This window comes from Streptomyces flavusporus, assembly GCF_046267975.1.
GTDB classification, from domain to species: domain Bacteria; phylum Actinomycetota; class Actinomycetes; order Streptomycetales; family Streptomycetaceae; genus Streptomyces; species Streptomyces flavusporus.
Genome location: NZ_CP176503.1, coordinates 3,402,802 through 3,428,309, shown reverse-complemented (window position 1 = coordinate 3,428,309; position 25,508 = coordinate 3,402,802). Strand labels below are relative to the sequence as shown.

The 25,508-nt window shown below is 70.5% G+C and carries 26 protein-coding genes and 3 pseudogenes; 17 read left to right on the top strand and 12 right to left on the bottom strand.

The window, feature by feature from the left end; genetic code table 11:
- The first annotated feature begins 8 nt into the window (after positions 1-8).
- Positions 9-1,490, top strand: coding sequence for a glycoside hydrolase family 3 protein (locus ACKTSN_RS16145; protein WP_409469780.1), 1,482 nt, complete (start codon positions 9-11; stop codon positions 1,488-1,490).
- 137 nt (positions 1,491-1,627) lie between these two features.
- On the opposite strand, the gene nagB is transcribed toward ACKTSN_RS16145, so the two are convergent.
- A complete protein-coding gene (nagB, locus tag ACKTSN_RS16140) occupies positions 1,628-2,413 on the bottom strand; it encodes a glucosamine-6-phosphate deaminase (protein ID WP_409469779.1) in 786 nt (261 codons plus the stop codon).
- A 298-nt stretch (positions 2,414-2,711) separates the two neighbouring features.
- Between nagB and ACKTSN_RS16135 the strand changes: the two genes are divergently transcribed.
- The 3 genes and pseudogenes from ACKTSN_RS16135 (at position 2,712) to ACKTSN_RS16125 (ending at position 5,785) form a co-directional block, all read left to right on the top strand.
- The gene (locus ACKTSN_RS16135) at positions 2,712-3,800 is read left to right on the top strand and encodes an SIS domain-containing protein (protein WP_409469778.1); all 1,089 of its coding nucleotides are present in this window, start codon (positions 2,712-2,714) and stop codon (positions 3,798-3,800) included.
- Between the two features lie 32 nt (positions 3,801-3,832).
- A pseudogene (locus tag ACKTSN_RS16130) lies at positions 3,833-3,937 on the top strand (TetR/AcrR family transcriptional regulator); the annotation flags it as partial.
- Positions 3,938-4,318: 381 nt separating this feature from the next.
- Positions 4,319-5,785 carry a sensor histidine kinase gene (locus tag ACKTSN_RS16125; RefSeq protein ID WP_385513372.1) on the top strand — a complete coding sequence of 489 codons (1,467 nt, stop codon included), beginning with the start codon at positions 4,319-4,321 and terminating at the stop codon, positions 5,783-5,785.
- Between the two features lie 173 nt (positions 5,786-5,958).
- Here ACKTSN_RS16125 and ACKTSN_RS16120 read toward each other — a convergent pair whose 3' ends face one another.
- The gene (locus ACKTSN_RS16120; RefSeq protein WP_003992873.1) at positions 5,959-6,216 is read right to left on the bottom strand and encodes a WhiB family transcriptional regulator; all 258 of its coding nucleotides are present in this window, start codon (positions 6,214-6,216) and stop codon (positions 5,959-5,961) included.
- Between the two features lie 318 nt (positions 6,217-6,534).
- Positions 6,535-7,503 (bottom strand): diacylglycerol/lipid kinase family protein, encoded by a 969-nt coding sequence (locus tag ACKTSN_RS16115; protein WP_409469777.1) that lies wholly within the window; start codon positions 7,501-7,503, stop codon positions 6,535-6,537.
- A gap of 227 nt (positions 7,504-7,730) precedes the next feature.
- Here ACKTSN_RS16115 and ACKTSN_RS16110 point away from each other — a divergent pair, with 227 nt between their 5' ends.
- Positions 7,731-8,183, top strand: coding sequence for a hypothetical protein (locus tag ACKTSN_RS16110; RefSeq protein WP_409469776.1), 453 nt, complete (start codon positions 7,731-7,733; stop codon positions 8,181-8,183).
- 3 nt (positions 8,184-8,186) lie between these two features.
- Here ACKTSN_RS16110 and ACKTSN_RS16105 read toward each other — a convergent pair whose 3' ends face one another.
- From ACKTSN_RS16105 to ACKTSN_RS16095, 3 genes are all read right to left on the bottom strand, one after another.
- Positions 8,187-9,329 (bottom strand): RNA polymerase sigma factor SigF, encoded by a 1,143-nt coding sequence (locus ACKTSN_RS16105; RefSeq protein WP_409474840.1) that lies wholly within the window; start codon positions 9,327-9,329, stop codon positions 8,187-8,189.
- Positions 9,330-9,346: 17 nt separating this feature from the next.
- Positions 9,347-9,760 (bottom strand): anti-sigma regulatory factor, encoded by a 414-nt coding sequence (locus ACKTSN_RS16100; RefSeq protein ID WP_129802215.1) that lies wholly within the window; start codon positions 9,758-9,760, stop codon positions 9,347-9,349.
- Between the two features lie 261 nt (positions 9,761-10,021).
- Positions 10,022-10,282 (bottom strand): UBP-type zinc finger domain-containing protein, encoded by a 261-nt coding sequence (locus ACKTSN_RS16095; RefSeq protein WP_409469775.1) that lies wholly within the window; start codon positions 10,280-10,282, stop codon positions 10,022-10,024.
- A gap of 61 nt (positions 10,283-10,343) precedes the next feature.
- Between ACKTSN_RS16095 and ACKTSN_RS16090 the strand changes: the two genes are divergently transcribed.
- A complete protein-coding gene (locus ACKTSN_RS16090; protein ID WP_409469774.1) occupies positions 10,344-11,939 on the top strand; it encodes a Na+/H+ antiporter in 1,596 nt (531 codons plus the stop codon).
- 10 nt (positions 11,940-11,949) lie between these two features.
- Here the strand turns inward: ACKTSN_RS16090 and ACKTSN_RS16085 are convergent, their stop codons facing one another.
- Complete coding sequence (locus tag ACKTSN_RS16085) at positions 11,950-12,858, bottom strand: 1-aminocyclopropane-1-carboxylate deaminase/D-cysteine desulfhydrase (protein WP_409469773.1); 909 nt, start codon at positions 12,856-12,858, stop codon at positions 11,950-11,952.
- Positions 12,859-12,880: 22 nt separating this feature from the next.
- A complete protein-coding gene (locus tag ACKTSN_RS16080; RefSeq protein ID WP_409469772.1) occupies positions 12,881-13,471 on the bottom strand; it encodes an N-acetylmuramoyl-L-alanine amidase in 591 nt (196 codons plus the stop codon).
- 296 nt (positions 13,472-13,767) lie between these two features.
- Here ACKTSN_RS16080 and ACKTSN_RS16075 point away from each other — a divergent pair, with 296 nt between their 5' ends.
- Together ACKTSN_RS16075 and ACKTSN_RS16070 are read left to right on the top strand one after the other, a co-directional pair.
- Positions 13,768-15,174 (top strand): family 2B encapsulin nanocompartment shell protein, encoded by a 1,407-nt coding sequence (locus ACKTSN_RS16075; protein WP_409469771.1) that lies wholly within the window; start codon positions 13,768-13,770, stop codon positions 15,172-15,174.
- A 130-nt stretch (positions 15,175-15,304) separates the two neighbouring features.
- Complete coding sequence (locus tag ACKTSN_RS16070; RefSeq protein ID WP_409469770.1) at positions 15,305-16,438, top strand: family 2 encapsulin nanocompartment cargo protein polyprenyl transferase; 1,134 nt, start codon at positions 15,305-15,307, stop codon at positions 16,436-16,438.
- A 219-nt stretch (positions 16,439-16,657) separates the two neighbouring features.
- Here the strand turns inward: ACKTSN_RS16070 and ACKTSN_RS16065 are convergent, their stop codons facing one another.
- Positions 16,658-17,248 carry a TetR/AcrR family transcriptional regulator gene (locus tag ACKTSN_RS16065; protein ID WP_385265107.1) on the bottom strand — a complete coding sequence of 197 codons (591 nt, stop codon included), beginning with the start codon at positions 17,246-17,248 and terminating at the stop codon, positions 16,658-16,660.
- A 118-nt stretch (positions 17,249-17,366) separates the two neighbouring features.
- Here ACKTSN_RS16065 and ACKTSN_RS16060 point away from each other — a divergent pair, with 118 nt between their 5' ends.
- From ACKTSN_RS16060 to ACKTSN_RS16040, 5 genes and pseudogenes are all read left to right on the top strand, one after another.
- The gene (locus ACKTSN_RS16060) at positions 17,367-17,951 is read left to right on the top strand and encodes a dihydrofolate reductase family protein (protein ID WP_409469769.1); all 585 of its coding nucleotides are present in this window, start codon (positions 17,367-17,369) and stop codon (positions 17,949-17,951) included.
- Between the two features lie 26 nt (positions 17,952-17,977).
- Complete coding sequence (locus tag ACKTSN_RS16055; protein ID WP_409469768.1) at positions 17,978-18,202, top strand: hypothetical protein; 225 nt, start codon at positions 17,978-17,980, stop codon at positions 18,200-18,202.
- A 109-nt stretch (positions 18,203-18,311) separates the two neighbouring features.
- Entirely contained in the window at positions 18,312-18,725 is a 414-nt protein-coding gene (locus tag ACKTSN_RS16050) for a YciI family protein (protein WP_224737321.1), read from the top strand.
- 52 nt (positions 18,726-18,777) lie between these two features.
- A pseudogene (locus ACKTSN_RS16045) lies at positions 18,778-20,005 on the top strand (RNA polymerase sigma factor).
- Positions 20,006-20,043: 38 nt separating this feature from the next.
- Entirely contained in the window at positions 20,044-20,307 is a 264-nt protein-coding gene (locus ACKTSN_RS16040) for a hypothetical protein (protein WP_409469767.1), read from the top strand.
- Here the strand turns inward: ACKTSN_RS16040 and ACKTSN_RS16035 are convergent.
- Positions 20,294-21,037, bottom strand: a complete 744-nt coding sequence (locus ACKTSN_RS16035) for a VOC family protein (protein WP_409469766.1) — start codon at positions 21,035-21,037, stop codon at positions 20,294-20,296. The two genes, ACKTSN_RS16040 and ACKTSN_RS16035, sit on opposite strands and share 14 nt — an antisense overlap.
- Positions 21,038-21,360: 323 nt before the next feature.
- Here ACKTSN_RS16035 and ACKTSN_RS16030 point away from each other — a divergent pair, with 323 nt between their 5' ends.
- A complete protein-coding gene (locus tag ACKTSN_RS16030) occupies positions 21,361-22,179 on the top strand; it encodes a class I SAM-dependent methyltransferase (protein WP_409469765.1) in 819 nt (272 codons plus the stop codon).
- Between the two features lie 143 nt (positions 22,180-22,322).
- On the opposite strand, the gene ACKTSN_RS16025 is transcribed toward ACKTSN_RS16030, so the two are convergent.
- Positions 22,323-22,742: an ATP-binding protein gene (locus ACKTSN_RS16025; protein WP_409469764.1), complete on the bottom strand. Its 420-nt coding sequence runs from the start codon at positions 22,740-22,742 to the stop codon at positions 22,323-22,325.
- Positions 22,743-22,852: 110 nt separating this feature from the next.
- Between ACKTSN_RS16025 and ACKTSN_RS16020 the strand changes: the two genes are divergently transcribed.
- From ACKTSN_RS16020 to ACKTSN_RS16010, 3 genes and pseudogenes are all read left to right on the top strand, one after another.
- Complete coding sequence (locus ACKTSN_RS16020) at positions 22,853-23,698, top strand: helix-turn-helix domain-containing protein (protein WP_409474839.1); 846 nt, start codon at positions 22,853-22,855, stop codon at positions 23,696-23,698.
- The gene (locus ACKTSN_RS16015; RefSeq protein ID WP_409469763.1) at positions 23,695-23,895 is read left to right on the top strand and encodes a DUF397 domain-containing protein; all 201 of its coding nucleotides are present in this window, start codon (positions 23,695-23,697) and stop codon (positions 23,893-23,895) included. Before ACKTSN_RS16020 ends, ACKTSN_RS16015 begins: the two co-directional genes overlap by 4 nt.
- A 239-nt stretch (positions 23,896-24,134) precedes the next feature.
- Positions 24,135-25,054, top strand: a pseudogene (locus ACKTSN_RS16010) (hypothetical protein).
- 78 nt (positions 25,055-25,132) lie between these two features.
- On the opposite strand, the gene ACKTSN_RS16005 reads toward ACKTSN_RS16010, so the two are convergent.
- Positions 25,133-25,492: a hypothetical protein gene (locus ACKTSN_RS16005; RefSeq protein ID WP_409469762.1), complete on the bottom strand. Its 360-nt coding sequence runs from the start codon at positions 25,490-25,492 to the stop codon at positions 25,133-25,135.
- Between the last annotated feature and the right edge of the window lie 16 nt (positions 25,493-25,508).

Below are 25,508 nucleotides of genomic sequence, written 5' to 3'. Positions count from 1 at the left end.
CGCCCTCCATGACGACATTCGCCAGCGATACCGACACGCTCACCCGTGACGCGCTGACGGTCCTCCAGCCCGGCTTCACCGGCACCACGGCCCCCGACTGGCTGCTGCGCCGCCTCGGCGAGGGCCTCGCCTCCGTCGGCCTGTTCGGCCGCAACATCGCCTCACCCGAGCAACTCGCCGTCCTGACCGCCCAGTTGCGCGCCGAACGCGACGACGTCCTGGTCGCCATCGACGAGGAGGGCGGCGACGTCACCCGCCTGGAGGTTCGCACCGGCTCCTCCTTCCCCGGCAACCACGCCCTCGGCGCGGTGGACGACGTGGACCTGACGACCCAGGTGGCTGCCGAGCTCGGCCGCCGACTGGCAGCCTGCGGGGTCAACTTCAACTGGGCCCCGTCGGCGGATGTCAACTCCAACCCCGGCAACCCGGTCATCGGGGTCCGCTCCTTCGGCGCCGACCCTGCCCTGGTCGCCCGGCACACCGCCGCCTACGTCACCGGACTGCAGTCCGCCGGCGTCGCCGCCTGCACCAAGCACTTCCCCGGCCACGGCGACACGGCCGTCGACTCCCACCACGCCCTGCCCCGCATCGACGCGGACGCCACCGTGCTCGGCGACCGCGAACTGGCCCCGTTCCGCGCCGCCATAGCCGCCGGTACGAAGGCGGTGATGAGCGCCCACATCCTGGTCCCGGCCCTGGACCCGGACCGCCCGGCAACCCTGTCGGGCACGGTCCTGACGGACCTGCTGCGCCGCGACCTCGGCTACGACGGTCTGATCGTCACCGACGGCATGGAAATGCAGGCCATCTCGGGCACGTACGGCATCGAACGCGGCAGCGTCCTCGCCGTCGCGGCCGGCGCCGACGCGATCTGCGTGGGCGGCGGCCTGGCCGACGACGAGACGGTACGGCGGTTGCGCGACGGCCTGGTGGCGGGGGTGCGCGCCGGTGAACTCCCCGAGGAGCGGCTCGCGGACGCGGCGGAACGGGTCCGCAGGCTGGCGCGGTGGACGGCGACGTCGGCCGCGAAGGCGGACGGTGCCGACAGCGAGGTGGGCCTGCGTGCGGCCCGCCGCGCGCTGAAGGTGACCGGCGCGGACCCCTTCACCCCGCTCACCGCGCCCCCCTATGTCGCCTCCCTCACCCCCGTCGCCAACATCGCCGTCGGCGACGAGACCCCCTGGGGCGTGACCGCCGAACTGGCGGCCCTGCTGCCCGGCACCGAGGCCGGCACCTTCGCGGGGGAGGACGCGGGACCCGCGGCCCTCAAGGCAGCCGGCCCCCGCCGCATCGTGGCCGTCGTCCGCGACGAACACCGCCACCCGTGGATGGCAGCTGCCCTCGACACCCTCCTCACGGCACGCCCCGACACGATCGTGGTCGAGATGGGCGTCCCCCAAGCGGCTCCCCGAGGCGCCCTCCACATCGCCACCCACGGCGCGTCACGCGTCAGCGGCCGAGCGGCGGCGGAGGCTATCGCGGGCGCGTAGCCCATACGACGCGACAGGCGCCGGTGCCTTGGAAGGGAACCGGCGCCTGTAACGCTTTTAGGGGCGCGGGGAACTGCGCGACCAGCCCACCACCGCCCGCAGTCCGCGAATCACCGAACCCAGCAGACCAAACCGCTCTAAATCCCCTGCCACTCCGGCTTGTTGGCATACGTGTGCCGGAAATAGTCGGCGAGCTTCAACTTGGACGCAGCCCCCTCGTCGACGACAACCGTCGCATGCGGATGAAGCTGGAGCGCAGAGGCCGGGCACACCGCGGCGACCGGTCCCTCGACCGTCGCGGCGACCGCGTCCGCCTTGCCCTCGCCGGTCGCGAGCAGCACCAGGTGCCGCGCCTCCAGAATCGTCCCGATGCCCTGTGTGATGACGTGATGCGGCACCTGGTCGATGTCGCCGTCGAAGAAGCGGGCGTTGTCGATCCGGGTCTGCTGGGTCAGCGTCTTGATCCGGGTGCGCGAGGCGAGCGACGAGCACGGCTCGTTGAACCCGATGTGCCCGTCGGTGCCGATCCCGAGCAGCTGGAGGTCCACCCCGCCGGCCTCGCCCAGCGCCCTGTCGTACGTCTCACAGGCCCCCGGCACGTCCTCGGCCGTACCGTCCGGTCCCATGAACGCGTCCATCCCGATGCCGAGCGGCTCCAGCACCTCGCGTCGCAGCACCGAGCGGTACGATTCCGGATGCTCGGCCGGCAGCCCCACGTACTCGTCGAGCTGCGCGATCCGCGCCCGCGAGACGTCGGCGGCGCCGGAGCGCACCTTGGCCGCCAGTGCCTGGTAGACGGGCAGCGGGGTCGAGCCGGTGGCCACGCCGAGCAGCGCGTCGGGCTTGCGCCTGAGCAGCTGCGCCATGGCCTCGGCGATCAGCTCGCCGCCCGCCTCGGCGTCGGGAACGATGACAACTTCCACGCTGGGCCTGCCGATCTGGAGAGGACGCGAAGGGCACCCGAAAGGGCATATGGTTTAGACCAATCTAGCAGGGCTCGGCCTCCCGTCCCAGGCGCGTGTGAGCCCACCGGCCGGCCCCGGCCATGACAGCCGCCCCCGGGGGCGCGCATCGCCCCGCCGCAGGGCCGACCCGACGGAACTGAGCAGGCGCCGCCCGGCTCCGGGGAGTGGAATGGGAACGTCAGGAGAGAGCAGTCAGGACAGAGCCGCCCAGGACCGAGCCGTCAGGACAACGACAGGGCGAAACGCGGAGGACCCCATGACCGCCACGACCCCGTACCCTCACGACCCCCACGCGCCCCACACCGACGTCCCTGGCCGGATCATGGCCCGCGAGATGGCCCAACAGCCGGCCGTACTCAGGCGGATCCTGGACGAGGGCGCCCCGGCCATCCGCCAGGTGGCCCGGGAGATCGCCGCCCGCACACCCCGTTTCGTACTGCTCTCCGCCCGTGGCACCTCCGACAACGCCGCGCTGTACGCCAAGTACCTCCTCGAAATCCGCCTGGGCCTGCCCTGCGGTCTCAGCTCGATGTCCACCACGACGGCCTACGGCGCCCGCCCCGACCTCACCGACGTCCTCCTCGTCACCGTCAGCCAGTCCGGTGGCTCCCCGGACCTCGTGGCCTCCACCCGGGCCGCCCGCGAGGCGGGCGCGATCACCCTCGCGGTGACCAACAACCCGGACTCCGCGCTGGCCGGCGTCTCCGAGTACCACATCGACATCCTGGCCGGACCCGAGAGAGCCCTCCCCGCCACCAAGACCTACACCGCCTCCCTCCTCGCGCTCTACCTCTTCGTCGAGGGCCTGCGCGGCGGCGAGGGCGCCCCCGCGAAGGTGCTGCCGGACCTCGCCGAACAGCTGCTCGCCCGGCAGGACGAGGCACGCGCCCTCGCCGCCCGCTACCGCTTCGCCGAGCGCATGGTGATCACCTCGCGCGGCTACGGCTACCCCACGGCCAAGGAGGCCGCCCTCAAGCTGATGGAGACCAGCTACATCCCCGCCCTCTCCTATTCCGGCGCCGACCTGCTGCACGGCCCCCTCGCCATGGTCGACAACGTCTCCCCGGTCATCGCGGTCGTGACCGACGGCAAGGGAGGGGAGGCCCTCCAGCCCGTCCTCGACCGATTGCGCGGCCGTGGCGCCGATCTGTGCGTCATCGGCCCCCGGAGCCAGGTAGAGCGCGCCGCCGTGGGCTTCGCCCTGCCCAGCGAGGGCGTGGCCGAGGAGGTCCAGCCGGTCCTGGAGATCATCCCCCTCCAACTCCTGGCCTACGAGATCACCATCGCCCGCGGCCAGGACCCGGACGCCCCGCGCGCCCTGGCAAAGGTGACGGAGACCCGGTGAGGGCGGCCCGCTGAACGGCTCGCCCGCCACCCGGCGCGATGATCCTGGGCATGTCGCAACAGGCGCGCAACGGCGCGAGCCGGGCGGAACCGGAAGCGCTCGCGGAAATTGCCATGGCCATCTGGCCCCGCAGCTGAGCCATGCGGGTTAGGCTTCGAAGCGCCAACACCACACAGCCTTCAACAACAACTGCCCCCGCTCCATGGACACGCACAGTGGTCTAGTCCACAATGGGCAATGGTCCACCATGCGCTTGGGGACCAGAAAGAGCCTCCGTCTTCCCCGCACAGGAAGGCGGATCGAGGGACCGGAGCTCTCTGCCCTGACTGCCCCGGCTCCTCATCTTCGGCCGACCGGGACCGCACACCCCGCGGCCGATGTTGCTCCGGGCTGCGGTGCCGGGAGGGTTGAGGGTCCCTCTCAGGCGCCGCGGCCCGCGGGTGTTTCACAGCCCCTTGCGGATTCCGGGCGCTTTAGGACCTGCACAAACCCCCAGGTACGCTCGCAACGTGCCCTCCATGAACGAACTGGTCCGCCAGCACACCGCCCTCGACGACTCCGACCTCGAGTGGCTCCATCTGCTGGTCTCGGAGTGGCAGCTGCTCTCCGACCTCTCCTTCGCCGACCTCGTCCTGTGGGTCCCCACCCGCGACGGTACCCGCTATGTCTCCGTCGCCCAGATGCGGCCCAACACCGGCCCCACCTCCTACCAGGACGACATGGTCGGCCACCTCGTCCCGCGCGGCCGCCGCCCCATGCTGGACGCCGCGCTCGACGAGGGCCGCATTGTGCGCGAGGGCGACCCGGAGTGGCGCGAGGAGGTCCCGGTCAGGGTCGAGTCGATTCCGGTACGACGGGACGGCCGCGTCCTCGGCGTCATCGCCCGCAACACCAACCTCCTCACCGTCCGCACCCCGAGCCGCCTGGAGTTGACCTACCTCCAGAGCGCCTCGGACCTCGCCCAGATGATCGCGGCCGGTGCTTTCCCCTTCGCGAACCAGCAGGTCGACATGGACGCCTCGCCCCGCGTGGGCGACGGACTGATCCGGCTCGACGCGGACGGCATCGTCCAGTACGCCTCCCCGAACGCCCTCTCCGCCTACCACCGCATGGGCCTCGCCGCCGACCTCGTCGGCCATCACCTGGGCCGGACGACCGCCGAACTCGCCCCCTCCCGCGGGCCGGTGGACGAGGCGCTCGCCAAGGTGGCCAGCGGCTGGGCGCCGCGCGAGTTCGAGATCGAGGCCAATGACGGCGTGATCCAGTTCCGCGCGATCCCGCTCAAGCCCAAGGGCACCCGCATCGGTTCGCTGGTCCTGCTCCGGGACGTCACCGAACTGCGGCGCCGCGAGCGGGAGTTGATCACCAAGGACGCGACCATCCGGGAGATCCACCACCGGGTGAAGAACAACCTCCAGACGGTGGCTGCCCTGCTGCGCCTCCAAGCCCGGCGCATCGAGTCCGAGCGGGGCCGCGCGGCCCTCGAAGAGGCGGTGCGGCGGGTCGGCTCGATCGCGATCGTGCACGAGACGCTCTCCCAGAACCTGGACGAGCGCGTGGAGTTCGACGAGATCGCCGACCGGGTGCTGGCCATGGTCGCGGAGATCTCGCCGGGCAAGGTCACCGGCCGGCGCACCGGCCGCTTCGGCATCCTCGACGCCGAGGTCGCGACCCCGCTGTCGATGGTGCTGACCGAGGTGCTGCAGAACGCCCTCGAGCACGGCTTCCGCGAGGGCGACACCGGCACGGTCGAGGTCTCGGCCGTCCGCGGCGGTACGACGAAGGAGTCCCGCCTCCTGGTCACCGTCCAGGACGACGGGGTCGGCCTGCCCGAGGGCTTCGACCCGCGCACCTCCGGCAACCTCGGCCTGCAGATCGTACGGACGCTGGTGGAGGGCGAGTTGGGCGGGACCTTCGACATGGTCCCGGCCCCGGAGCGCGGCACGCAGGTGATCCTGGACATCCCGGTGCGGGCGCAGAAGTGATCAACACGACGACGTGATCAGCACAGCAAAAAGCCCCGGACCTTGTGGTCCGAGGCCAGTGCTCGTTGCTGCTGCTAAGCGCATCGGGGGTACTGCGCGCTGCGGCTCGGGGGCGGGAGTTGCGTACTCGCTGTACGCGCCGCCAAGCTCAGGCTGTCAGCGGGGTGGGTGTGTCAGGCGGAGGCCTGACGAGCCCGGTTGCGGGCGGCGCGGCGCTTCATGGCGCGGCGCTCGTCCTCGCTGAGACCACCCCAGACGCCGGAGTCCTGGCCGGACTCGAGCGCCCACTGCAGGCACTGCTCGATAACAGGGCAGCGACGGCAGACGGCCTTGGCTTCCTCGATCTGCAGCAGCGCAGGACCGGTGTTGCCGATGGGGAAGAAGAGCTCGGGGTCTTCCTCGCGGCAAACGGCGTTGTGACGCCAGTCCATGGCTGCTACCTCTCCTTGAATTACGTGCAGGTTGCTTGTGAATGTGAACGCTTTCACGAATCCCTCAACAAGTGAAGGGCCGACCGCCGGGTTTCCTGGCGTGGTCCTGTGATTTGAAGAGGGGTTCCGGTGATCTGTGGAGGCTGGTGTTGCGGGCCGTCCCGATCGCCATGTAGAGACTCGCAAACCTCGGCGGCGGATACAACCCCTTCCGGAAAGTTTTTTTTGATTCCTCGGTGTCGACTAGGTCACAGCCGTACTTCCATGGGGTGGACCCTGGTCTAAACGTTCGAGTGAAAGGACTTTAGCCCCTTCTGCTCACACAATCACACGCAGTGCACGGCGTACGCCTGTGAACGTCACGCTCGTACGCAGTCCCAGGTGGTCGCCGTCCATCTGAAGGGGCAGCGGCGCCTTCGAATGCAAGGTGAACTCACTCAGGTCGTGCAGGGACACGGAGTGCTTGCCATGGGGTCCGCGCTCGGGGGACGAAGTGAGCAACTGTGTGCCATACCGGGCAACCGCGGCCGTGGACATACGGCTGAGGCCGAACACGTCGAGCCCGGTGTCGAACGAGGCCTTAGGTGACGCGTACATGGGGCGATTGCCGAGAAACGTCCAGGGGGCCGTGTTGGACGCTATGCACAGGAGCAGATCGGTCACGGCGTCCTCGCCGGACTGCTCGAGCGTGATCGTGCCCTTCCGCCGGCTGGGTTCGCCCAGCAGTTGGCGCATCACCTGGCGGACGTAGAGCGCGTGGGTCGACTTCTTGCCGCGCTCGCGCTGTTGCTCGACCCGCCCGACCACCCCCGCGTCGAAGCCGAGCCCCGCGTTGAAGGTGAACCAGCGGGACGGCACCGCCTCGTCCTCGGTGCCGGGCGGGCCCGAGGTCAGCCCCAGTCCGACGGTCCGCTCGCTGCCCTGGCGCAGGGCGTCCAGCAGGGCGCCGGTGGCCTCGACGGCGTCGTTGGGCAGGCCCAGGGCGCGGGCGAAGACGTTGGTGGAACCGCCGGGGACCACGGCGAGGCCCGGGAGGTGGTCCGGGGCGGGGCCGGCGTGCAGGAGGCCGTTGACGACCTCGTTGACCGTGCCGTCGCCGCCGAGGGCCACGACGAGGTCGATGTCGTCGCTCTCCGCCGCCTGCCGGCCCAGGTCGCGCGCGTGCCCGCGGTACTCGGTGGTGACGGCCTCCAGCTTCATCTCGCTGGCGAGTGCGTGGATCAGGACATCGCGCGTACGTGCGCTTGTGGTGGTTGCCGCCGGATTGACCACGAGAAGTGCACGCATGACTGGCAGGGTACCTACTGGGGGGTACCGGGCCCAGACCGGATGAGGGATCCAGCGGGAGATCGAGGCGTGAGCCTGGCCACGGCGGCTTCCTGCCGCGGCCGTGACTCCGACGCGGGCGGTCGCGCCGACTCGGGCGGTACGCCGCGGCCCTCGGCCTCCGCCCCCTCCTCGCCGCCCCCGAGCCTCCACGCGGGGCCCTCCGTGGCGAGGGCTACCCTTCAGGGGTGAGCTCTTCGCAGAACCCCGCGTCCGAAGCCGCCGAAGAGGCGGGTCCCCGTCCCGTCCGGCTGACCGCAGCCGCGGCGCTGACCGCGCTGGAGGGGCTCGCGCTGGTGGTCGGCGGTGCCTGGGTCGCCGTACTCGGGCTCACCGGGCACCCGGACGACCGGCAGCAGGCCGTGACCGGAGGCGTCACCCTGATCGTGCTCGCGTTGCTGCCGCTGCTCGCCGCCCGTGGACTGCTGGGCCGACGCAGCTGGAGCCGTGGCCCGGCACTGATCACACAGATCATCGCGCTGCCCGTGGCCTACAACCTGCTCCAGGCCGACAGCATGGCCATCCCGGCGGGCATCGCGCTGGCGGTCGTGGCCGTCGCGGCGCTCGTCCTGCTGATCAACGCCGAGACGACCCGGGCCCTCGGGATCCGGGGGCCCGGCAACGCGCAGGACCAGAAGTAGCCGCTACTCCTCCACGAGCAGCTTCTCCCGCAGCTGCGCCAGCGTCCGCGCCAGCAGCCGCGACACGTGCATCTGCGAGATGCCGACCTCCTGCGCGATCTGCGACTGGGTCATGTTGCCGAAGAAGCGGAGCAGCAGGATCCGCTTCTCGCGGGGCGGAAGGTCCTCCAGCAGCGGCTTGAGCGACTCCCGGTACTCGACGCCCTCCAGCGCCTCGTCCTCCGCGCCGAGCGTGTCGGCGACGGCCGGAGACTCGTCGTCCGTGTCGGGGACGTCCAGGGACAGCGTGGAGTACGCGTTGGCGGACTCCAGGCCCTCCAGGACCTCCTCCTCCGAGATGGACAGCTTCTCGGCGAGCTCGTGGACCGTGGGGGAGCGGCCGTGCAGCTGCGAGAGCTCGGCCGTCGCGGTGGTCAGCGACAGTCGCAGCTCCTGCAGCCGGCGCGGGACGCGCACGGCCCAGCCCTTGTCGCGGAAGTGCCGCTTGATCTCGCCGACGACCGTCGGGGTCGCATACGTGGAGAACTCGACACCGCGATCCGGGTCGAAGCGGTCGACCGACTTGATCAGGCCGATGGTGGCGACCTGGGTGAGGTCGTCCAGCGGCTCGCCCCGGTTGCGGAAGCGGCGCGCGAGGTGCTCGACGAGCGGCAGGTGCATACGGACCAGCTGGTTGCGCAGTTCCGCGTACTCCGGGCTGCCCTCCTTCAGCCTGCGCAGCTCGACGAACATGGCGCGCGCCCCGCTGCGGTCCTGAGGGTCGTGCTGCGTGGCCTGAGTGGCCTGCGCGTCCTGTGTGGCCGGCGCATCATGCTCGGAGTATCGCTCGTGCTCGCTCATCGTCCCGCCCGTCGCCCTTCCCCGAGCCCTCGCCTCCTCCCCCACTCTCGCCCTCCCTCGAGTGGGGGGACCCCCATGGGCAGGGGGCACCCCGATCCGCCGTTCCAGAGGCGCGCTCTGCACGGCACCTTCCTGAGCCCGCTGCCCCTCGTCCGGGAAGCCGGCCTCCGCCGTGGCGTCGGAGTCGTCCTCCGGGTGCGGCCGGGCCTGCTCAGGGATGCCGTCGATGCCGTCCATGCGTCGGGAACCGCCCGGACCGCTGTCCTCGGCCGGCAGCTCCCGTGTGCTGCGCTCTTCGTCCCGCACCGGCCCGTCCCCGTCCCTCACGTCGGCCCGGGTCCCGCGCCGCGCTGTTTGTAGAGGCTGATCGAAACGGTTTTGTCGTCGTCCACGGCGGAGGAGACCTTGCCCGCCAGGGCGGACAGGACGGTCCAGGCGAAGGTGTCCCGCGAGGGGGCGTGACCGTCCGTGGTCGGCGCCGAGACGGTGACCTCGAGCGAGTCGTCGACGAGCCGGAAGACACAGCTGAGCACCGAGCCGGGCACGGCCTGCTGGAGCAGGATCGCGCAGGCCTCGTCGACCGCGATGCGCAGGTCCTCGATCTCGTCGAGGGTGAAGTCCAAACGGGCCGCGAGGCCGGCCGTGGCCGTCCGCAGCACCGACAGGTAGGCACCCGCAGCCGGCAGCCGGACTTCCACGAAGTCCTGGGTCGCGGGCTCGCCTGCGATCTGGGACACCCTCACCTCCAAGGTGGTACAAGCTTTACGGGGCCGAGGGTCGCCCCTCGGGGTAACGCGATGTGTGGTTCAGCGGTGACGCTACCGCGCTCCCCGGCGTCCTGTCCTCGGGACCCCGCCCCTTGCTGTCACTCATAGTAAACATACGAATACGCACAGTGGCTAGAGGGTGGGCGGCCCCAATTGGGGAGAGCGCGCGCCGGGTTGACGTACCCAGACGTCAGACGGTCGAACCGTCCGGTTCCGGGTCGTCGGCGCACCTCATGCGAGGACGTGGTCGACGAAGCACCACCGCCAGCTCTCGCCGGGTTCGAAGGTCCGCATCACCGGGTGACCGGACGTGTTGTGGTGCTCCGTCGCGTGCCGACCCGGCGAGGAGTCGCAGCAGCCGACGTGACCGCAGGTGAGGCACAGCCGCAGCTGCACCGGGTGCGTGCCGTCCGCCAGGCACTCCGGGCAGGTCTCGGTCAGGGGACCGGGCTCCGGGTGCGGCAGTGCGTCGACATGCATGCATTGTTTCATGATTGCCAGGTTACGACGGCTGTGCGGAAGACCGCGCGGAAAATGAGGGTGGGCGAATTCCATGGACGTGATGCCACTGTTGCTGCTGGTGGCGGGCAGCGCCGCGATCGCGGCGGCCGGACGGCGCACCCCCGTACCGGCGCCGCTGTTGCTGGTGGCGGTCGGGCTGGCGGTCTCGTATGTCCCAGGAGTCCCGGAATACACCCTGGACCCGCATATCGTCCTGCCCCTCATCCTGCCGCCCCTGCTGCACACCGCGGCCACCGACAGCTCCTACCTCGACCTGCGGGCGCAGCTGCGGCCCGTCGCGCTGCTGTCGGTGGGCTATGTGCTCTTCGCGACCTTCGCCGTCGGCTGGGCCGCCTATCTGATCGTGCCGGGCCTGCCGCTGACCGCGGCCCTGGTGCTGGGCGCGGTGGTGGCGCCGCCGGACGCCGTCGCGGCCACGGCGATCGCGCGCCGGGTGGGACTGCCCTCCCGGATCACGACCATCCTGCAGGGCGAGTCCCTGGTGAACGACGCCACCGCGATCACCGCCTACCGCGTGGCCCTCGCGGCCGCCGTCGGCGAGGGCGCCACCTGGGCCGGCGGAATCGGCGAGTTCCTGCTCGCGGCGATCGGCGGCATCGGCGTCGGACTGGTGCTGATGGTGCCGATCCACTGGCTGCGTACCCACCTGAAGGAGCCGCTGCTCCAGAACACCCTCTCCCTGCTGATCCCGTTCGTCGCGTACGCCGTCGCCGAGCAGGTGCATGCCTCCGGCGTCCTCGCGGTCGTCGTGGTCGCCCTCTACCTCGGACACCGCGCGTGGGAGGTCGATTTCGCCACCCGGCTCCAGGAGACGGCGGTGTGGAAGATGGTCGCCTTTGTTCTGGAATCAACGGTTTTCGCGCTCATCGGACTGCAGCTGCCGGTGGTCCTCAGAGGGCTCGGGGAGTACGAGGGTCTGGACGCCGCCTGGTATGCGGTCGCCGTCTTCCTGGTCGTCGTCGTGACCCGGTTCGTGTGGGTGTATCCGGCGACCTTCCTGCCCGGCATGCTGTCGGCGCGCATCCGGGAACGGGAGGGGAGTCCGAGCGGGAAGAGCGCGTTCATCGTCTCCTGGGCCGGTATGCGGGGCGTGGTCTCGCTCGCCATCGCCTTCTCGATCCCGCAGACCCTGCACGGCGGGGAGCCCTTCCCCGGCCGCAACCTGATCCTCTTCCTCACCTTCACGACAGTGATCGGCACGCTCGTCATCCAGGGCCTCACCCTGCCCCCGATCATCCGGCTCCTCAGGCTGCCCGGCCGCGACTTCCAGGCCGAGACGCTCGCCGAGGCCAATGCCCAGGCGCAGGCCTCCCGGGCCGCCGAGCGCCGCCTGGACGAGCTCCTCTCCGACGAACGCAACGCGCTGCCCGGGCCGCTCGCCGACCGCCTGCGCTCGGTCCTGGAACGCCGCCGCAACGCCGTCTGGGAGCGCCTCGGCCAGCCCAACCCCGTCACCGGCGAAACCGCCGACGACACCTACCGCCGTCTCGCCCGCGAAATGATCAGCGCCGAGCGCGAGGTCTTCGTGAAACTCCGCGACGGCCGCTACATCGACGACGAGATGCTCCGCACCCTGCTGCGCCGACTGGACCTCGAGGAGGCGGCTGCCTATCGGGAGGCAACCTAGCCGGGGCCGTTCACGGAAACGGCCGGCCGGTGATCACCGCTGCCAGCGTCGTCCCGCGCGGGAACGCGCCCTCCTGCGCCAGGGCGATGAGTCCGTACAGCATCTTGGCGACATAGAGACGTTCGACGGGCAGTCCGTGGCGGCTTTCGAAGTCGTCGGCGAAGGAGTGGAGTTCGGGGGTGGTGCGGGCGTAGCCGCCGAAGTGGAAGCGGTCGTCGAGCTGCCAGTCGCCGCGCGGGCCGCCGAAGGCCGCCTCCTGGAGGGAGCGTATGTCGGCGGTGAGGAAGCCGCCCTTGAGGACCGGGAAGCCCAGTGCACGCCGGCCGGGGGCCAGTCCCGCCGCGAGGCCGGCCAGGGTGCCGCCGGTTCCGCAGGCAAGGGCGACGACGTCGGCCCGGCCGTGCAGCTCCTCGCCGAGGGCCCGGCAGCCGCGTACGGCGAGGGGGCTGCTGCCGCCCTCGGGGACGACGTACGCGTCCTCGGCGCCGACGGCGCGCAGGACGGCGGCGAGGGTCTCCGGGTCGGTCTTGTGGCGATACGTCGACCTGTCGACGAAGTGCAGACGCATGCCGTCGGCCGCGCACCGGGCCAGGGAGGGATTGAGGGGACGGTCGGACAGTTCCTGGCCGCGGACCACGCCGATGGTGGTCAGGCCGAGGAGACGGCCCGCGGCGGCGGTGGCGCGCAGATGGTTGGAGTAGGCGCCGCCGAAGGTGAGGATCGGGCGGCCCGCCGCCGCAGTGAGGTGGGGCGCGAGTTTGCGCCACTTGTTGCCGATGAGGTCGGGGTGGATCAGATCGTCGCGCTTGAGGAGGAGGCGGACGCCCCGCCGGGTGAGGCGGTCGTCGTTCACTTCCTGCGCAGGGGAGGGGAGCCGCGGGTGCAGGACGGCGAGGTCGGGGGCGTCGGGGCCGGTCACCCGGCCATTGTCGCCCGGTGTCCTATTTCAGCCGGTCGCGGATGCGCTCCCGCATCGACGCCATCGTGAATCCGCGTGGATCCACCTTCCCCGGCTGCCACTCGCGGTGGCCGATGACCGACCGCTCGTTCCAGCCGTGCTGCCGGCACACCGCGGCGGCCGCCCGCTCGATGGCCTCCAGTTGCGCCGCGGGCCAGGGATCCTCGCCGTCGCCGAGGTTCTCGCACTCGAAGCCGTAGAAGTGGCGGTTGCCGTCGGTGTTCGCCTCGTTGTCCGGCGGGAGCGCCCGCTCCGCGATCACCGCGCGCAGGACGTCGTCGTCGCCCAGGCCGGCGTGGTTGGCGCGGCCGTAGCCGACCAGATGGACGGTGCCGTCCTTGGTGATGACGCCGTGGCACAGCGGCCCCGGCAGGCCCGCGTAGCCGTCCCGGCAGAGCTCAACGGTCCGCTCGCTGCCCCGGGTCACCGAGTGATGGATCATCACGCCGTGGACGGGACCCCAGGGGCCCTTGTGATTGCGGTTGTGATGTCTCCAGTCGCCCACTTCGACGACCGTGACGCCTTCCGCGCGCAGGCACTGCAGAAACCTGTCCGCGGACATCGGTGAGGACATGGGCGCCTCCTTCGGTGCGGTGCGACGACCGCCCGTCGCGGCCGCCTCATACCGCTGCTTGTGCCGAAGCGACGACAAGCGGAACCACTCGTTCGCACAGCGTGCGAGCGGATTCGGTCAGCGCCGTGGGCACTGCGCGCCACTCGACAGGATCCCCATGTGTGCCCGCCCGGCGATGATCCATTCCCGCTCTTTCGGGTAATGGCACGAACATGATGCGTGATGGAAGTGTTGCTCGCGGAGATCGGTGCCCGGCGCACACCGCTGCCAGGGCATGACCGGGAGGGCAATTCCTTATGTCGGTAGGCGAAGAGGTCCGCACCGAGCAGACCAGGCCGCAGCAGAGCCTCGGTACGGCGGCCGCGCGGAACCTGGCCACCACGACCAAGTCCGTACCCCAGATGCAGGAGATCAGCTCGCGCTGGCTGCTACGCATGCTGCCGTGGGTGGACGTGCAGGGCGGCACGTACCGGGTGAACCGGCGGTTGAGTTACGCGGTGGGCGACGGACGCATCACCTTCGTGCAGACCGGCGACCGCGTCGAGGTGATCCCCGCGGAGCTGGGCGAGTTGCCGGCGCTGCGGGCGTACGAGGACGAGGAGGTCCTGGCGGATCTGGCCCGGCGCTGTGTGCAGCGCGAGATCGCCGCGGGGGAGGTGATCGCCGGCTTCGGCAATCAGACCGACGAGGTGTACCTGTTGGCGCACGGCAGGGTGGAGAAGATCGGCACGGGCCCGTACGGCGAGGACGAGAGCCTCGGCGTCCTCGCCGACGGGGCGTACCTCGGCGACCAGGCGCTGCTCGACCCGGACGCCATCTGGGAGTACACGGCCCGCGCGAACACGGCCTGCACGGTGCTCGTCCTGTCCCGGCGGGACGTCGAGCAGGTCGCGGAGCGCGCCGACTCGCTGCGCGAGCACCTCCGGCAGCAGCGGGCGATCCCGCAGCAGCGCACCAACAAGTACGGCGAGAAGGAGATCGACCTGGCCGCCGGTCACTCCGGCGAGCCGGACATCCCGCATACCTTCGTCGACTACGAGGCCCGGCCCCGCGAGTACGAACTGAGCGTCGCCCAGACTGTGCTGCGCATCCACACGCGCGTGGCCGACCTCTACAACCAGCCGATGAACCAGACCGAGCAGCAACTGAGGCTCACCGTGGAGGCGTTGAAGGAACGCCAGGAGCACGAGCTGATCAACAACCGCGAGTTCGGTCTGCTGCACAACTGCGAGTACGACCAACGGATCCAGCCGCACGACGGCGTGCCCGGCCCCGACGACATGGACGAGCTGCTCAGCCGGCGCCGTGGCACCAAGATGTTCCTCGCCCACCCGCGGGCGATCGCCGCGTTCGGCCGTGAGCTCAACAAGCGGGGACTGGTGCCGGAGACGATCGACGTCGGCGGCAACCGCATCCCCACCTGGCGCGGTGTCCCCATCTACCCCTGCAACAAGATCCCGGTCACCGAGGCCCGGACGAGCTCCATCATCGCCATGCGTCTCGGCGAGGCCGACCAGGGCGTCATCGGTCTGCGGCAGTCCGGCCTGCCGGACGAGATCGAGCCGAGCCTGTCGGTGCGGTTCATGGGCATCAACGAACAGGCGATCATCAAGTACCTGGTGACGGCCTACTACTCGGCAGCGGTCCTCGTCCCGGACGCGCTCGGCGTACTGGAGAACGTCGAGACCGGCCGCTGGCGGTGACCCAGCCCGCAGACCCGTCGTGTCCCCGCCCGTCAGGGCGGGTACACCTCCGGGTATGCGTCCGACCGGAACGGAAGCGCCACCGTCCGCGGACTCTCCGAGGGGGGATCCCGGTTCCATGACCGAGTCCATGACCGAATCCACGACCGCGTCCTTGGCGGAGGCCGATCAGCGGCCCGCCGGGACGCTCGAGAGAGGGAGTTCCATCGCGACCGACACGGACAGCCGACCGGGGCCGTTCGACGGCCACGAGGCCGTGGCGATCCTGGAGCGTGCGCGGGCGTCGATCGACCCCGAACTGCGCGCGGCGATCGAGTCGCTGCCCGGCTCGATGCGCCGGATCGCGCGCTACCACTTCGGCTGGGAGCACGCCGACGGCACACCCGCGGCGGGCAACGCCGGCAAAGCGATCCGCCCGGCGCTGGTTCTGACGACGGCCGCCGCGCTCGGCGGACCGGGGGCACGGGCGGCGGCCGTACGGGCGGCCGCGGCGGTGGAACTGGTCCACAACTTCACGCTGCTGCACGACGACGTGATGGACCGCGACACCACGCGCAGGCACCGGCCCACCGCCTGGACGGTGTTCGGCGACACCGACGCGATCCTCGCCGGGGACGCCCTCCAGGCGCTCGCCCTGCGGCTGCTCGCGGAGGATCCGCACCCGGCGTCCGCGGCCGCCGCTGCCCGGCTCGCGGCCTGCGTCGTGGAGCTGTGCGAGGGCCAGCAGGCCGACACGGCGATGGAGGGCCGCGGCCCCGCGGAGGTCACCCTCGGCGAGGTGCTCGCCATGGCCGAGGCCAAGACAGGGGCGCTGCTGGGCTGCGCCTGCGCCCTGGGCGCGCTGTACGCCGGGGCGTCGGCGGCCGATGCCGAGGCCGTGGACGCGTTCGGCCGTGAGGCCGGGCTCGCCTTCCAGCTCATCGACGACGTCATCGGCATATGGGGCGACCCGAGCCGCACCGGCAAGCCGGCCGGCGCGGACCTCGCCGCCCGCAAGAAGTCCCTGCCGGTGGTCGCCGCGCTGACCTCCGGCACACCGGCCGCCGTCGAACTCGCCGAGCTGTACGAAGTCCCCTACGACGGCGGGGACCTGGAGCCGACGGTGCTGGCCGTGGAGCGGGCCGGCGGACGCGACTGGGCGCAGGGTCAGGCGTCCGACCGGATGGCGCGGGCGATGCAGAAACTGTCCCGCGCGATCCCGGACCCGGAGGCGGCGGGCGGCCTGCTCGCCCTCGCGGAGTTCGTGACGCGGCGGACCAGCTGAGCGCCCGAACCGAACCCCGGAGCCACCGGGGCGTGCGGCTCCTGACCCCGCACGCCCCGGTCGGCTCCGGCCCTGGCGGGTCCCGCACATCCCCACGGTGCGCGGGACCCGCCCTCTGTCAGTGCCGGCCGCACCGAGGACGGTTCGGCCTGCGCGCTGTGGCTGCCGACACGGACGGCGGCCCCCGCATATGACCATGTGGCGCGAGCCGCACAGCCGTTAGTCCTCCGGCACCACCACGCGTACGATCCGCTCCACCAGCCCTTCCGGCACCCCCACCCCCGGCAGTACGCCCTCCAGTACTCCCGGCAGGGTCAGGTGCTCGATGATCAGGCCGAGCATCGCGAGATAGAGCACGGCGACGGTCTCGTCACCGCCGGGCAGCCCGGCCTCGCGATGGAACCGCATGCCGTCCTCCAGGTCCCCGCGCACCGACTTGGTGTACGACTCGCGCAGGCCGGGGCGCCGGGTGGCTTCGAGGCGTAGCTCCAGGAGGGCCAGGTAGCCGGTGCGGTCGCGGGTCACGCGGTTGATCAGGTCGTGCATGAGGGCGACGACCAGGGCGCGGTCCTTCGGCGCCTTCATCAGCTCGTCGAGCACGTCGGGGTCGGGGGCGAGGCGCAGGTGCAGCCGGTCGTCGATCTGGCGCAACAGGTCGTCCCGGGCGGTGAAGTAGTTGGAGGCGGTACCCACGGGTACCCCCGCCTCGGCGTCCACCGCCCGGAACGTCAGCCCGCGTGCCCCCTCCCGCGCCAGCACCTCGATCCCGGCGTCGACCAGGGCCGCCCGGCGCTCCGGATTGCCGGCCATACGGAATCCCCTCTCCCACTTGAGCCACGCCTCGGAAACATCCTTGCGACCACTACAGTCGAAGTACTACAACTGAAGTGGTCAAGGGAACGAACGCAGCCTACGAAAAGAGACCAGCTTGCGAAAGCTCGTGTACTACATCGCCTGCTCGATCGACGGCTTCATCGGCGACCCGAGCGGCGACGCCTCCTCCATGCTGTCCCTCCTCGACCCGGAGTTCCTCGAGTACCTCACGACGGAATACCCGGACACCCTGCCGACGCACGGCCGCCGCCCGCTCGGTATCGACGACCTGCCGAACAAGCGGTTCGACACGATCATCCAGGGCCGCGCCAGCTACGACCTGGCCCTGAAGGAGGGCATCACCAGCCCGTACGCCCATCTGCGCGAGTACGTCGCCTCGCGCACCCTGAAGGAGTCACCCGACCCCAACGTCGAGATCATCACCGAGGACCTGGTCGGCAAGATCCGCGAACTGAAGGCTGAGGACAGCGAGTTCGACATCTACCTGTGCGGCGGCTCGCAGCTCGCGGGCGAGCTGATCGACGAGATCGACGAACTCGTCGTCAAGACGTACCCGATCGTGCTGGGCAGCGGCATGCCGATGTTCGGCTCCGGCACCGCCGTCCACGAGTTCACCCTGAAGTCGACGCGCACATTCGGCAACGGAGTTCTGGCGAGGACGTACAGCAGGAAGCGCTGAGCCGCCGTCCGCCCTACCCTGAGGACATGGACAGCGAAAAAGCCTGTCCCGTCTGCGGACAGCCAGTCGAAACGGTCATCCGGCGCCACAAGACGCTGGGCGCATGGGTACCGACGTGGGTTGCCGGCCCGTGCCGGAACCCCAAGTGCGAGGCATACGCCGGAGGCGACGCCGAGCCCGTCACCGAGCGGCGGCCCGGCCCGCCCGCGGCAAAGGAGCCCCATCACCTGAGTCAAGCCGAGAAACCCTGAACCGAACTGCCCAGGAAATTCCGGAAGCCGTGTCGAGAATCCGGGGTCGGCTCCGACGTCCCGTACGAGAGCCGCCCATGGGGGGCGGCCGAGCCGAAGGAGCGGACCCATGAAGTACCTGGTCATGGTGCAGGGCACACAGGCGGACTACGAGGCGATGCGGGGCAAGGCCTCCGCGCAGTCCCCGGCCTGGAGCGAGGAGGAGCTGCAGGCCATGTACGCCTACATGAGCGCGATCAACGACGACCTCTCCGAGTCCGGCGAGCTCGTCGACGCACAGGGGCTGGCCGAGCCAGCCCGGACCCGGCTGGTCACGCTCGGTGAGGACGGCAAGGCCGTGATCACCGACGGGCCGTACAGCGAGACCAAGGAGCTGCTGGCCGGTTACTGGGTCCTGGAGTGCGCGAGCCTGGAGCGGGTCACGGAGATCGCCGACCGGGTGACCCGTTGCCCCCAACCGGCCGGTGCCCCCAACTATCCGGTGGTGATCCGGCCCATCATGGACGGCGCGGGGGACATTTGAGCCTTCGAACAAACAACGGCCATCTGAGCCTCCGAGGAACCGCCCGGACGAGATCGAGGACCTGCTGCGCCGGCACGCGCCGCAGGTCCTCGGCGCGGTCGTGCGGCGGTACGGGCACTTCGACGCCGCTGAGGACGCCGTACAGGAGGCACTCCTCGCGGCGGCCGACCGCTGGCCGTCGGACGGTGTCCCGGACAATCCGCGCGGCTGGCTGATCAGGGTCGCCTCACGTCGGCTGACCGACACGCTGCGCAGCGAGGAGGCGCGGCGCCGGCGCGAGGAGCGGGCGGCAGCGCTCACCCCGCCCGACACCTTCATCGCCCCTCCGCCGAGCGCGGACCGTGCCCCGCGCGAGGACGACACCCTCACCCTGCTCTTCCTGTGCTGCCACCCGGACCTGACCCCGCCCGCGCAGCTCGCGCTCACCCTGCGGGCGGTCGGCGGTCTGACGACGGCGGAGATCGCCCGTGCCTGCCTGGTTCCGGAGGCCACCATGGCGCTGGGGGTGCCCCCTCTGGGGGAGGATCAGCCGGGCCAAGCAGAAGGTGCGGGGCGTGCGCTTCGGGCGGCCGGACAACTGGGCAGAGCGACTGCCCGCCGTCCTGCACACCCTCTACCTCATCTTCAACGAGGGCTACACGGCGACCTCCGGCGCGGCGCTCCAGCGGCGGGAACTGGCGGGCGAGGCGATCCGGCTCACCCGCACGGTCCACCGCCTGCTCCCCGACGACGGCGAGGTGGCCGGCCTGCTGGCCCTGATGCTGCTCACCGACGCCCGCCGGGACGCGCGTACCGGCCCGCACGGCGAGCTCGTCCCGCTCGACGAACAGGGCCGCGACCGCTGGGACAAGGCGGCGATCGAGGAGGGCGTCGCCCTGATCACCCAGGCGCTGGCCGGGGGGCGGCCGGGCCCGTACCAACTGCGCGCCGCGATCGCGGCGGTGCACGACGAGGCCCCGTCCGCCGAGGCGACCGACTGGCGGGAGATCCTCGGCCTGTACGACGTCCTGGTACGGCTGGTGCCCGGCCCAGTCGAACGTCTCAACCGTGCCGTCGCCCTCGCCATGGCCGAAGGCACGCGCGCCGGACTGGCCGAACTGGACGCACTCGCATCCGACTTGAGTGCAAGTCACCGTCTGGACGCAGTGCGCGCCCACCTCCTGGAGCGGACCGGGGAGTACGAGGCCGCCCGCGCCGCCTACGAGTCGGCGGCCGCCAGGACGCTGAGCCTGCCGGAGCAGCGGTACCTGCAGGCGCGGGCGGCGCGACTGAGGCCGTAACGTTGCCCCAAGTGCCAGGTGCGCAGGGAGGGTTGGGTGTGACGGAATCCGGGGGCAGACGTCGTACGGCATGGCGGTGGGCCGTGACGGTGTGGGCAGTGACGGTGGTCGTCGGGGGCGGACTCACCCTGTGGTTGCAGGACTCGGCCGAGCCGCCGGAGCCGTACGGCCGGGAGGAGTCGAGCCCGACGCCGACGCCGCTGTCCGAGGAGGACCGGAACACCGCCTGCCGGAGGCCCACGCCCCCACCCCGTGAGGACGGGGTGGTGTACGACTACGCCTGCGTGATCAAGGTCGGCTAGGCAGCCCGCCCGTCTCCGGGTCTCGCCCCGTCAGGCAGTACGTGCCGCCCGCCGGGTCGCGCATCACCGTCCAGTGGGCGCCGCGGTACACCGGCCGTGCGCCGAGCCGCTCGTGCTCGGCACGGGTCGCCTCGATGTCGGCGCAGGCGAGGTCGAGGTGGGCGGAGACCGGCCGTTCGGTGCCGAGCCGCTGCAGCAGCATCCGCACCGGCAGTCCGGGCGGCGGCTTGATCACGTGGAACTCGGGCAGAGCACCCGGCAGGGACTCCCAACCGTCCAGCAGCCCGCTCCAGAAGGCGACTTCGGTGTCGTACGACGAAGGCGGGACGTCGAGGCACACCTGATCCAGCCGGCTGCCGCGCACCACGGGTGGCCGCACCGACTCCCCGTGCCACGGCACGGCACAGAACAACTGTCCCGCAGGCGACCGCAGTACGGCCCACCCCTCGTGCTCGGCAACTTCCTCCGCTCCGAGCTGCACCGCCGACGCGACGAACTCCCGTACGTCGTCGACGGCGAAGTCGAGATGCGCGCCGCCCTGACCGGCGTCGACCCCCTGCACCTTGACGCAGGCGTCCGCTCCCGGGCCGGGCAGCAGCGTGGCGAACTCCTGCTTCTCTCCCCGGAGTTCGGACAGCCGGGTGTCCGTGACCGCCGTCCAGAAGCCGTGGGCCGGGTCCAGGAGTCCGGCGGGGCGGTCGATGAAGGCGTAGGTCCAGCGGATGGTCATGGCCGCGATCTTAAAGTGCTCTCCCGCTGAAGCCGGGAGATTCCCACCTACCTTACGGTGGCGGGCTTGACGCCTCGTGGACGCCTGACGACTGCCCTTCCGGCAGCCGGGCTGAGCGCGTGGCCGCGCTCAGCCTGTCACGCCGATTCCACGCAGTCTTCCTGGCCCCCCAGCCCCGCCGATCAGATCGGCCAGGTGCGCACCGCCACCGCTGACGACGGCGCTGACTACATGGTTTTCCGGCTCCAGGCCGACCACCGGGCTTCCACCAGCACTGGGTAGGACTGTTCACAACTCCTCGCCGCCGCCCCGGAGGTCCCGACGTGACCGAACTGTCCGCCGCACACGACGCCGCCGTCACCGACCGGAACCGCCTCGCCGGGAGCGCCTACAGCAGCGACCGGGACCTCGCCGCACGTCAGGCGCTCTACGAGTGGAAGACGCCCCGTTACGACCTGCCGGGCATGGTCGCCGAGCAGTTGAGCGAGGTGCGCGGACGCGTCGTCGACATCGGCTGCGGCAACGGCACGTACGTCCAACGACTCCGCCGGGACAGGCCCGACCTGGCCGTGCTGGGCCTGGACATCGCTCCCGGCATCCTCGCCGGTGTCCCCGCTCCGGTCGCCGTGGCGGACGTCACCCACCTGCCGCTGGCGACGGCGAGCGTGGGCGCGGCCCTGGCGATGCACATGCTCTACCACGTCCCGCACATCCCCCGAGCGGTCGGGGAGCTGTCCCGTGTCGTGGCCCGCGACGGGCTGTTGGTCGTCTCCACCAACAGCGCCCGCGACAAGCCCGAACTCGACGACCTGTGGCAGCGGGCCGCCGGCGACGTCCTCGGCACCGAACGCGGGCCGGCCCGCATCTCGCTCAGCGCCCGCTTCCCCCTGGAGAAGGCCTCGGCCATCCTGGGCGAGGAGTTCGGGCGTGTGGACACGATCGAACTGCCCGGCACCATCACAGTCCACGATCCCGAGCCGGTCATCGCGCACATGGCCTCCTGCCGGGCGTGGGCGGACCAGCACGACGTGCCCTTCGAGGCCACGATCGAGCGGGCCCGCACGATCCTCGTCGACCACATCGCCCAGCACGGGGCCTTCGAGATCACGTGCCTGGGCGGCATCCTCGTCTGCCGGCACTGAGGGCTGACTCCGTTGTCGGCGTCGGGCGCGTTCCGTAAGGCGTTCAGAGGCGAAGAAGAATCGTTCGGGGCGGGGGATGAACAAACTGACCTCAGCTGCGGTTCATCAGGGCGTCGCGCGTAGGCCTGTCGGCGCTGGTGCCCCTACAGCGTAGGCGTCCACAGCTCGAACCAGATCGTCTTGCCGATACCGCCGGGCCGGGGGCCGACACCCCACTCGTCCGACAGCGCTGCCACCAGGGTCAGACCCCGGCCGGACTCGTCGTCCGGTGATGCGTGGCGAGGTGTCGGCAGCGTGTCGTTGGCATCCGTCACCGAGATGCGGAGACGGTCGGCCTCCAGAGTGCAGCGGGCCCAGATCTCGCGGCCGGGGGAGACCTTCGCGTGACGGTATGCGTTCGTCATCAGCTCGCTGAGCAGGAGTACGGCCGTTTCCGTCACCCCGTCCGGGAGCTTCCAGGTGGTGACCTGGTCACGGAGGAGGGATCGGGCGCGGCTCACGCTGCGGGCGTGGCGGGGGAGGCGCCACTCGATGTCCTTGCGGTCCTCGCGGTCCTTGGGCATGCGCGCTCGGTTCCTTGCGTGTGATTCTCCGTCATTTGCTGTGATCAGGCTGGTGGTTGGCGCGTAGCCTCAGGGAGTGGCGAAGCGGGTACACAGCGCGCTTGTACACGGTGTGGCAGTGGGAGGCGGGTGGGTGCGTGGCTTCCGGGGAGTCCCAGCAGGCGCAGCAGAACTGGCGGTACTGCGGTGGGCAGATCAAGTTGTGGCGGGAGGAGGCGGGGGTCGGTCGCAAGGAGTTGGCCGACGAGGCCGGGTACGACTTTGAGTACGTCAAGTCGATGGAGTGCGGGCGGCGGAGGCCGACGCTCAGGTTGTTGCAGATCGCGGATCAGATGTGCGGGGCGCGGGGGAAGTTGTTGGCCGGGCATGAGTTTCTGAAACCTGAGCCTTTCCCCGCGCGGTCCAAGGAATACATGGCGATCGAGGCCGAGGCGATCACGGTGCAGTGGTACGAGCCGATGCTGATTCCAGGGTTGTTGCAGACGGGGGACTACGCCCGGGAGCTGATCGGCAACGATTGCCCGCTGCTTGACGAGGAGACAGTGGCCGAGCGAGTCGCTGCGAGGCTCCGTCGGCAGGAGAAGCTGACCAGCAAGCCGCTCGCGCTGTTCAGCTTCGTGCTCCATGAGGCCGCACTACGTGCCGTCGTCGGTGACGAGGGTGTGATGCGGAAGCAACTCGAGCACCTCTCGGAGGTGGGCCAGTGGCGCAACGTCTCGATCCAAGTGTTGCCCTTCAAGAGTGCTCCGGCGGCAGCGCTCAGCGGCCCCATCGTGTTGGTGGAGACGGCCGATCACGAGCAGTACGCATTCGCTGACGGGCAGGAGACCGGTGCGCTGTACGGCAGCGGGGACAAACTCAGCATCCTCACTCAACGGCATGGCATGATCCGCATGCAGGCGCTTAGCGTTGAGGAGTCTGCCCGGGTCATCAGGAAGTTGGCGGAGGAGCTATGAGCGCCGAGTTGGCGTGGTTCAAGTCTAGCTACAGCGATTCGTCGGGCAGCGCTTGCCTCGAAGTCGCCTACGTCCAGCGCAAGTCCAGCCACACCATCCATGTCCGCGACTCGAAGCTCGGCGCTCGAAGCCCCCGCTTCGCCGTCCCCGTAGACGCCTGGAGCGCCTTCCTCGCCTACGCCGCCCGCGAAGCCTGAGCCCCGGGCTTCGGGCTGCGAGACCCGAGCTCCTTTTCCAAGGAACGGGCGGAAAGAACCAACCCACCCTCCCGCCCTCCCCGCGCGCCAACTGCCGCCCATACCAGCCGACATGACTTATCGTGATCGGCTTGCGACGCGCCGTCGCGACCGTCTAGCGCTCGCGACAACAAACAACCCCGGTCGGGTGTTAGCAGCACCCGCCGGGGTCTCACCCCAAGATCGGTAAGGACGATCTCGTGGCTTACGAAAACCATAGCGCTGCCCTGCCCGCACCCGCAGCGCATCCCCTGGCCAAGCCCGGCTACGGCAAACGCTCCGCGCCTGATCAGCTGCCGCCCCGCCCTGGCGACTTCGACCACCTCCCCGCCCGCGAGGCGTACCTCGCCGGCCTCCTCGACCGGCTCTGCGAGAACGCCGCCATGGACGCCAAGACCATCGCCAAGGCCCAGCCCCTGTACGGGCAGCAAGCCGTGCGCTCGGCCTTCAACGAGCTCGGCAGGGCTGGGCACCTGCGCCGCATCCGCCGCCGTATCGAAACAGGCGAAGGCGAGAGCGGAACGCGATGGGTCTTCCACACCTACTGGTCCCGTACCGCACGTGACAACGAATGGTGGGCCCGGTTCCTCGACGCTGACTCGGGCGGCAGCCCTGTGCCCGAGGCCGTCCCCAGCGACGTAACATCCCAGCCCGAACTGTCACATCCGCACGGTGACACCCGCCCCTCCACGGCCTACGTCACCCTCGCTCAACTCGGCCTGTATGACCCGCGCTTGGCCCTGACCTCCGCCGATTGTGCGGCCCTGGAGCAGTCGGCTGCCGACTGGCTGGCCCGCGGAATCACCCCCGACCACCTCACGCAAATCCTCGTCGCCGGTCTTCCCGAGCAGGTCCACTCACCCGGCGCCTTCGTCCGGCGCAGGCTCATCGACAAGCTGCCTCCCGAGCGCCCCGCCTCCTCCGAACCCCGCGCACCCTCATGGAGTGCACGGACTGCGGCGTGCCCGGCCGCCCGGAGGCTCTGCCCGGAGGGCTGTGCCGCGCCTGCGACGGAAGGGGCGCAGGCGTCAAGGAAGGCCCGGTCCGGATGCGGCCTTCGGCAGTGCGCGCTCGGGTCACTCAGGTGCGCGCCTCGATCCGCACACCCCAATGCGTGTAGCCGCCACAACCCGCGCGTGCAGCGAGACCCCGTACGCAGACACCGCCGAGCCCGCATCGACGACCAAAGGGCTCACTCCTACAGTGGCGTCTCCACTAGCTCTTCCACTTTGACCTTGGGTGACGGCATGTGGTCCGGCCAGGGCATGGATACGGTTCCGGTGGCTGTCTTCTCGGCGTCCACGGTGCGCGTGGCCCACGTCATGTTGGTGTAGTCGTCGCTGGTGAAGCTGAACCTGATCTTGTATTCGACTGGGGCGGGGCCGTGGTTTCGGATCGTGTAGTCGGCGGCGGCCACGAACTCATCCCCATGCCACTGGGTTCCGTAATCGGTTACCTCCACTTCTGGTGATGCGTCGGGCGGCGGTGGGGTGTTCGTGCAGCCGGTGAGGGTGGCGAGGAGGAGTGCGGCGGTGGTCGCTACGGTTCGTGGTCGCATGGTGCGGCAGGCTAGG

Bases quoted from the DNA above. Each gene is read 5' to 3' on its own strand.
- ACKTSN_RS16005 (WP_409469762.1), bottom strand. From the start codon at position 25,492: ATGCGACCACGAACCGTAGCGACCACCGCCGCACTCCTCCTCGCCACC.
- ACKTSN_RS16065 (WP_385265107.1), bottom strand. From the start codon at position 17,248: ATGGCCGGCAATCCGGAGCGCCGGGCGGCCCTGGTCGACGCCGGGATC.
- ACKTSN_RS16075 (WP_409469771.1), top strand. From the start codon at position 13,768: ATGTCGGTAGGCGAAGAGGTCCGCACCGAGCAGACCAGGCCGCAGCAG.
- ACKTSN_RS16015 (WP_409469763.1), top strand. From the start codon at position 23,695: ATGAGCGCCGAGTTGGCGTGGTTCAAGTCTAGCTACAGCGATTCGTCG.
- ACKTSN_RS16055 (WP_409469768.1), top strand. From the start codon at position 17,978: ATGGACAGCGAAAAAGCCTGTCCCGTCTGCGGACAGCCAGTCGAAACG.
- ACKTSN_RS16080 (WP_409469772.1), bottom strand. From the start codon at position 13,471: ATGTCCTCACCGATGTCCGCGGACAGGTTTCTGCAGTGCCTGCGCGCG.
- ACKTSN_RS16025 (WP_409469764.1), bottom strand. From the start codon at position 22,742: ATGCCCAAGGACCGCGAGGACCGCAAGGACATCGAGTGGCGCCTCCCC.
- ACKTSN_RS16135 (WP_409469778.1), top strand. From the start codon at position 2,712: ATGACCGCCACGACCCCGTACCCTCACGACCCCCACGCGCCCCACACC.
- ACKTSN_RS16145 (WP_409469780.1), top strand. From the start codon at position 9: ATGACGACATTCGCCAGCGATACCGACACGCTCACCCGTGACGCGCTG.
- ACKTSN_RS16125 (WP_385513372.1), top strand. From the start codon at position 4,319: ATGAACGAACTGGTCCGCCAGCACACCGCCCTCGACGACTCCGACCTC.
- ACKTSN_RS16050 (WP_224737321.1), top strand. From the start codon at position 18,312: ATGAAGTACCTGGTCATGGTGCAGGGCACACAGGCGGACTACGAGGCG.
- ACKTSN_RS16090 (WP_409469774.1), top strand. From the start codon at position 10,344: ATGGACGTGATGCCACTGTTGCTGCTGGTGGCGGGCAGCGCCGCGATC.
- ACKTSN_RS16115 (WP_409469777.1), bottom strand. From the start codon at position 7,503: ATGCGTGCACTTCTCGTGGTCAATCCGGCGGCAACCACCACAAGCGCA.
- ACKTSN_RS16070 (WP_409469770.1), top strand. From the start codon at position 15,305: ATGACCGAATCCACGACCGCGTCCTTGGCGGAGGCCGATCAGCGGCCC.
- ACKTSN_RS16035 (WP_409469766.1), bottom strand. From the start codon at position 21,037: ATGACCATCCGCTGGACCTACGCCTTCATCGACCGCCCCGCCGGACTC.
- ACKTSN_RS16095 (WP_409469775.1), bottom strand. From the start codon at position 10,282: ATGAAACAATGCATGCATGTCGACGCACTGCCGCACCCGGAGCCCGGT.
- ACKTSN_RS16120 (WP_003992873.1), bottom strand. From the start codon at position 6,216: ATGGACTGGCGTCACAACGCCGTTTGCCGCGAGGAAGACCCCGAGCTC.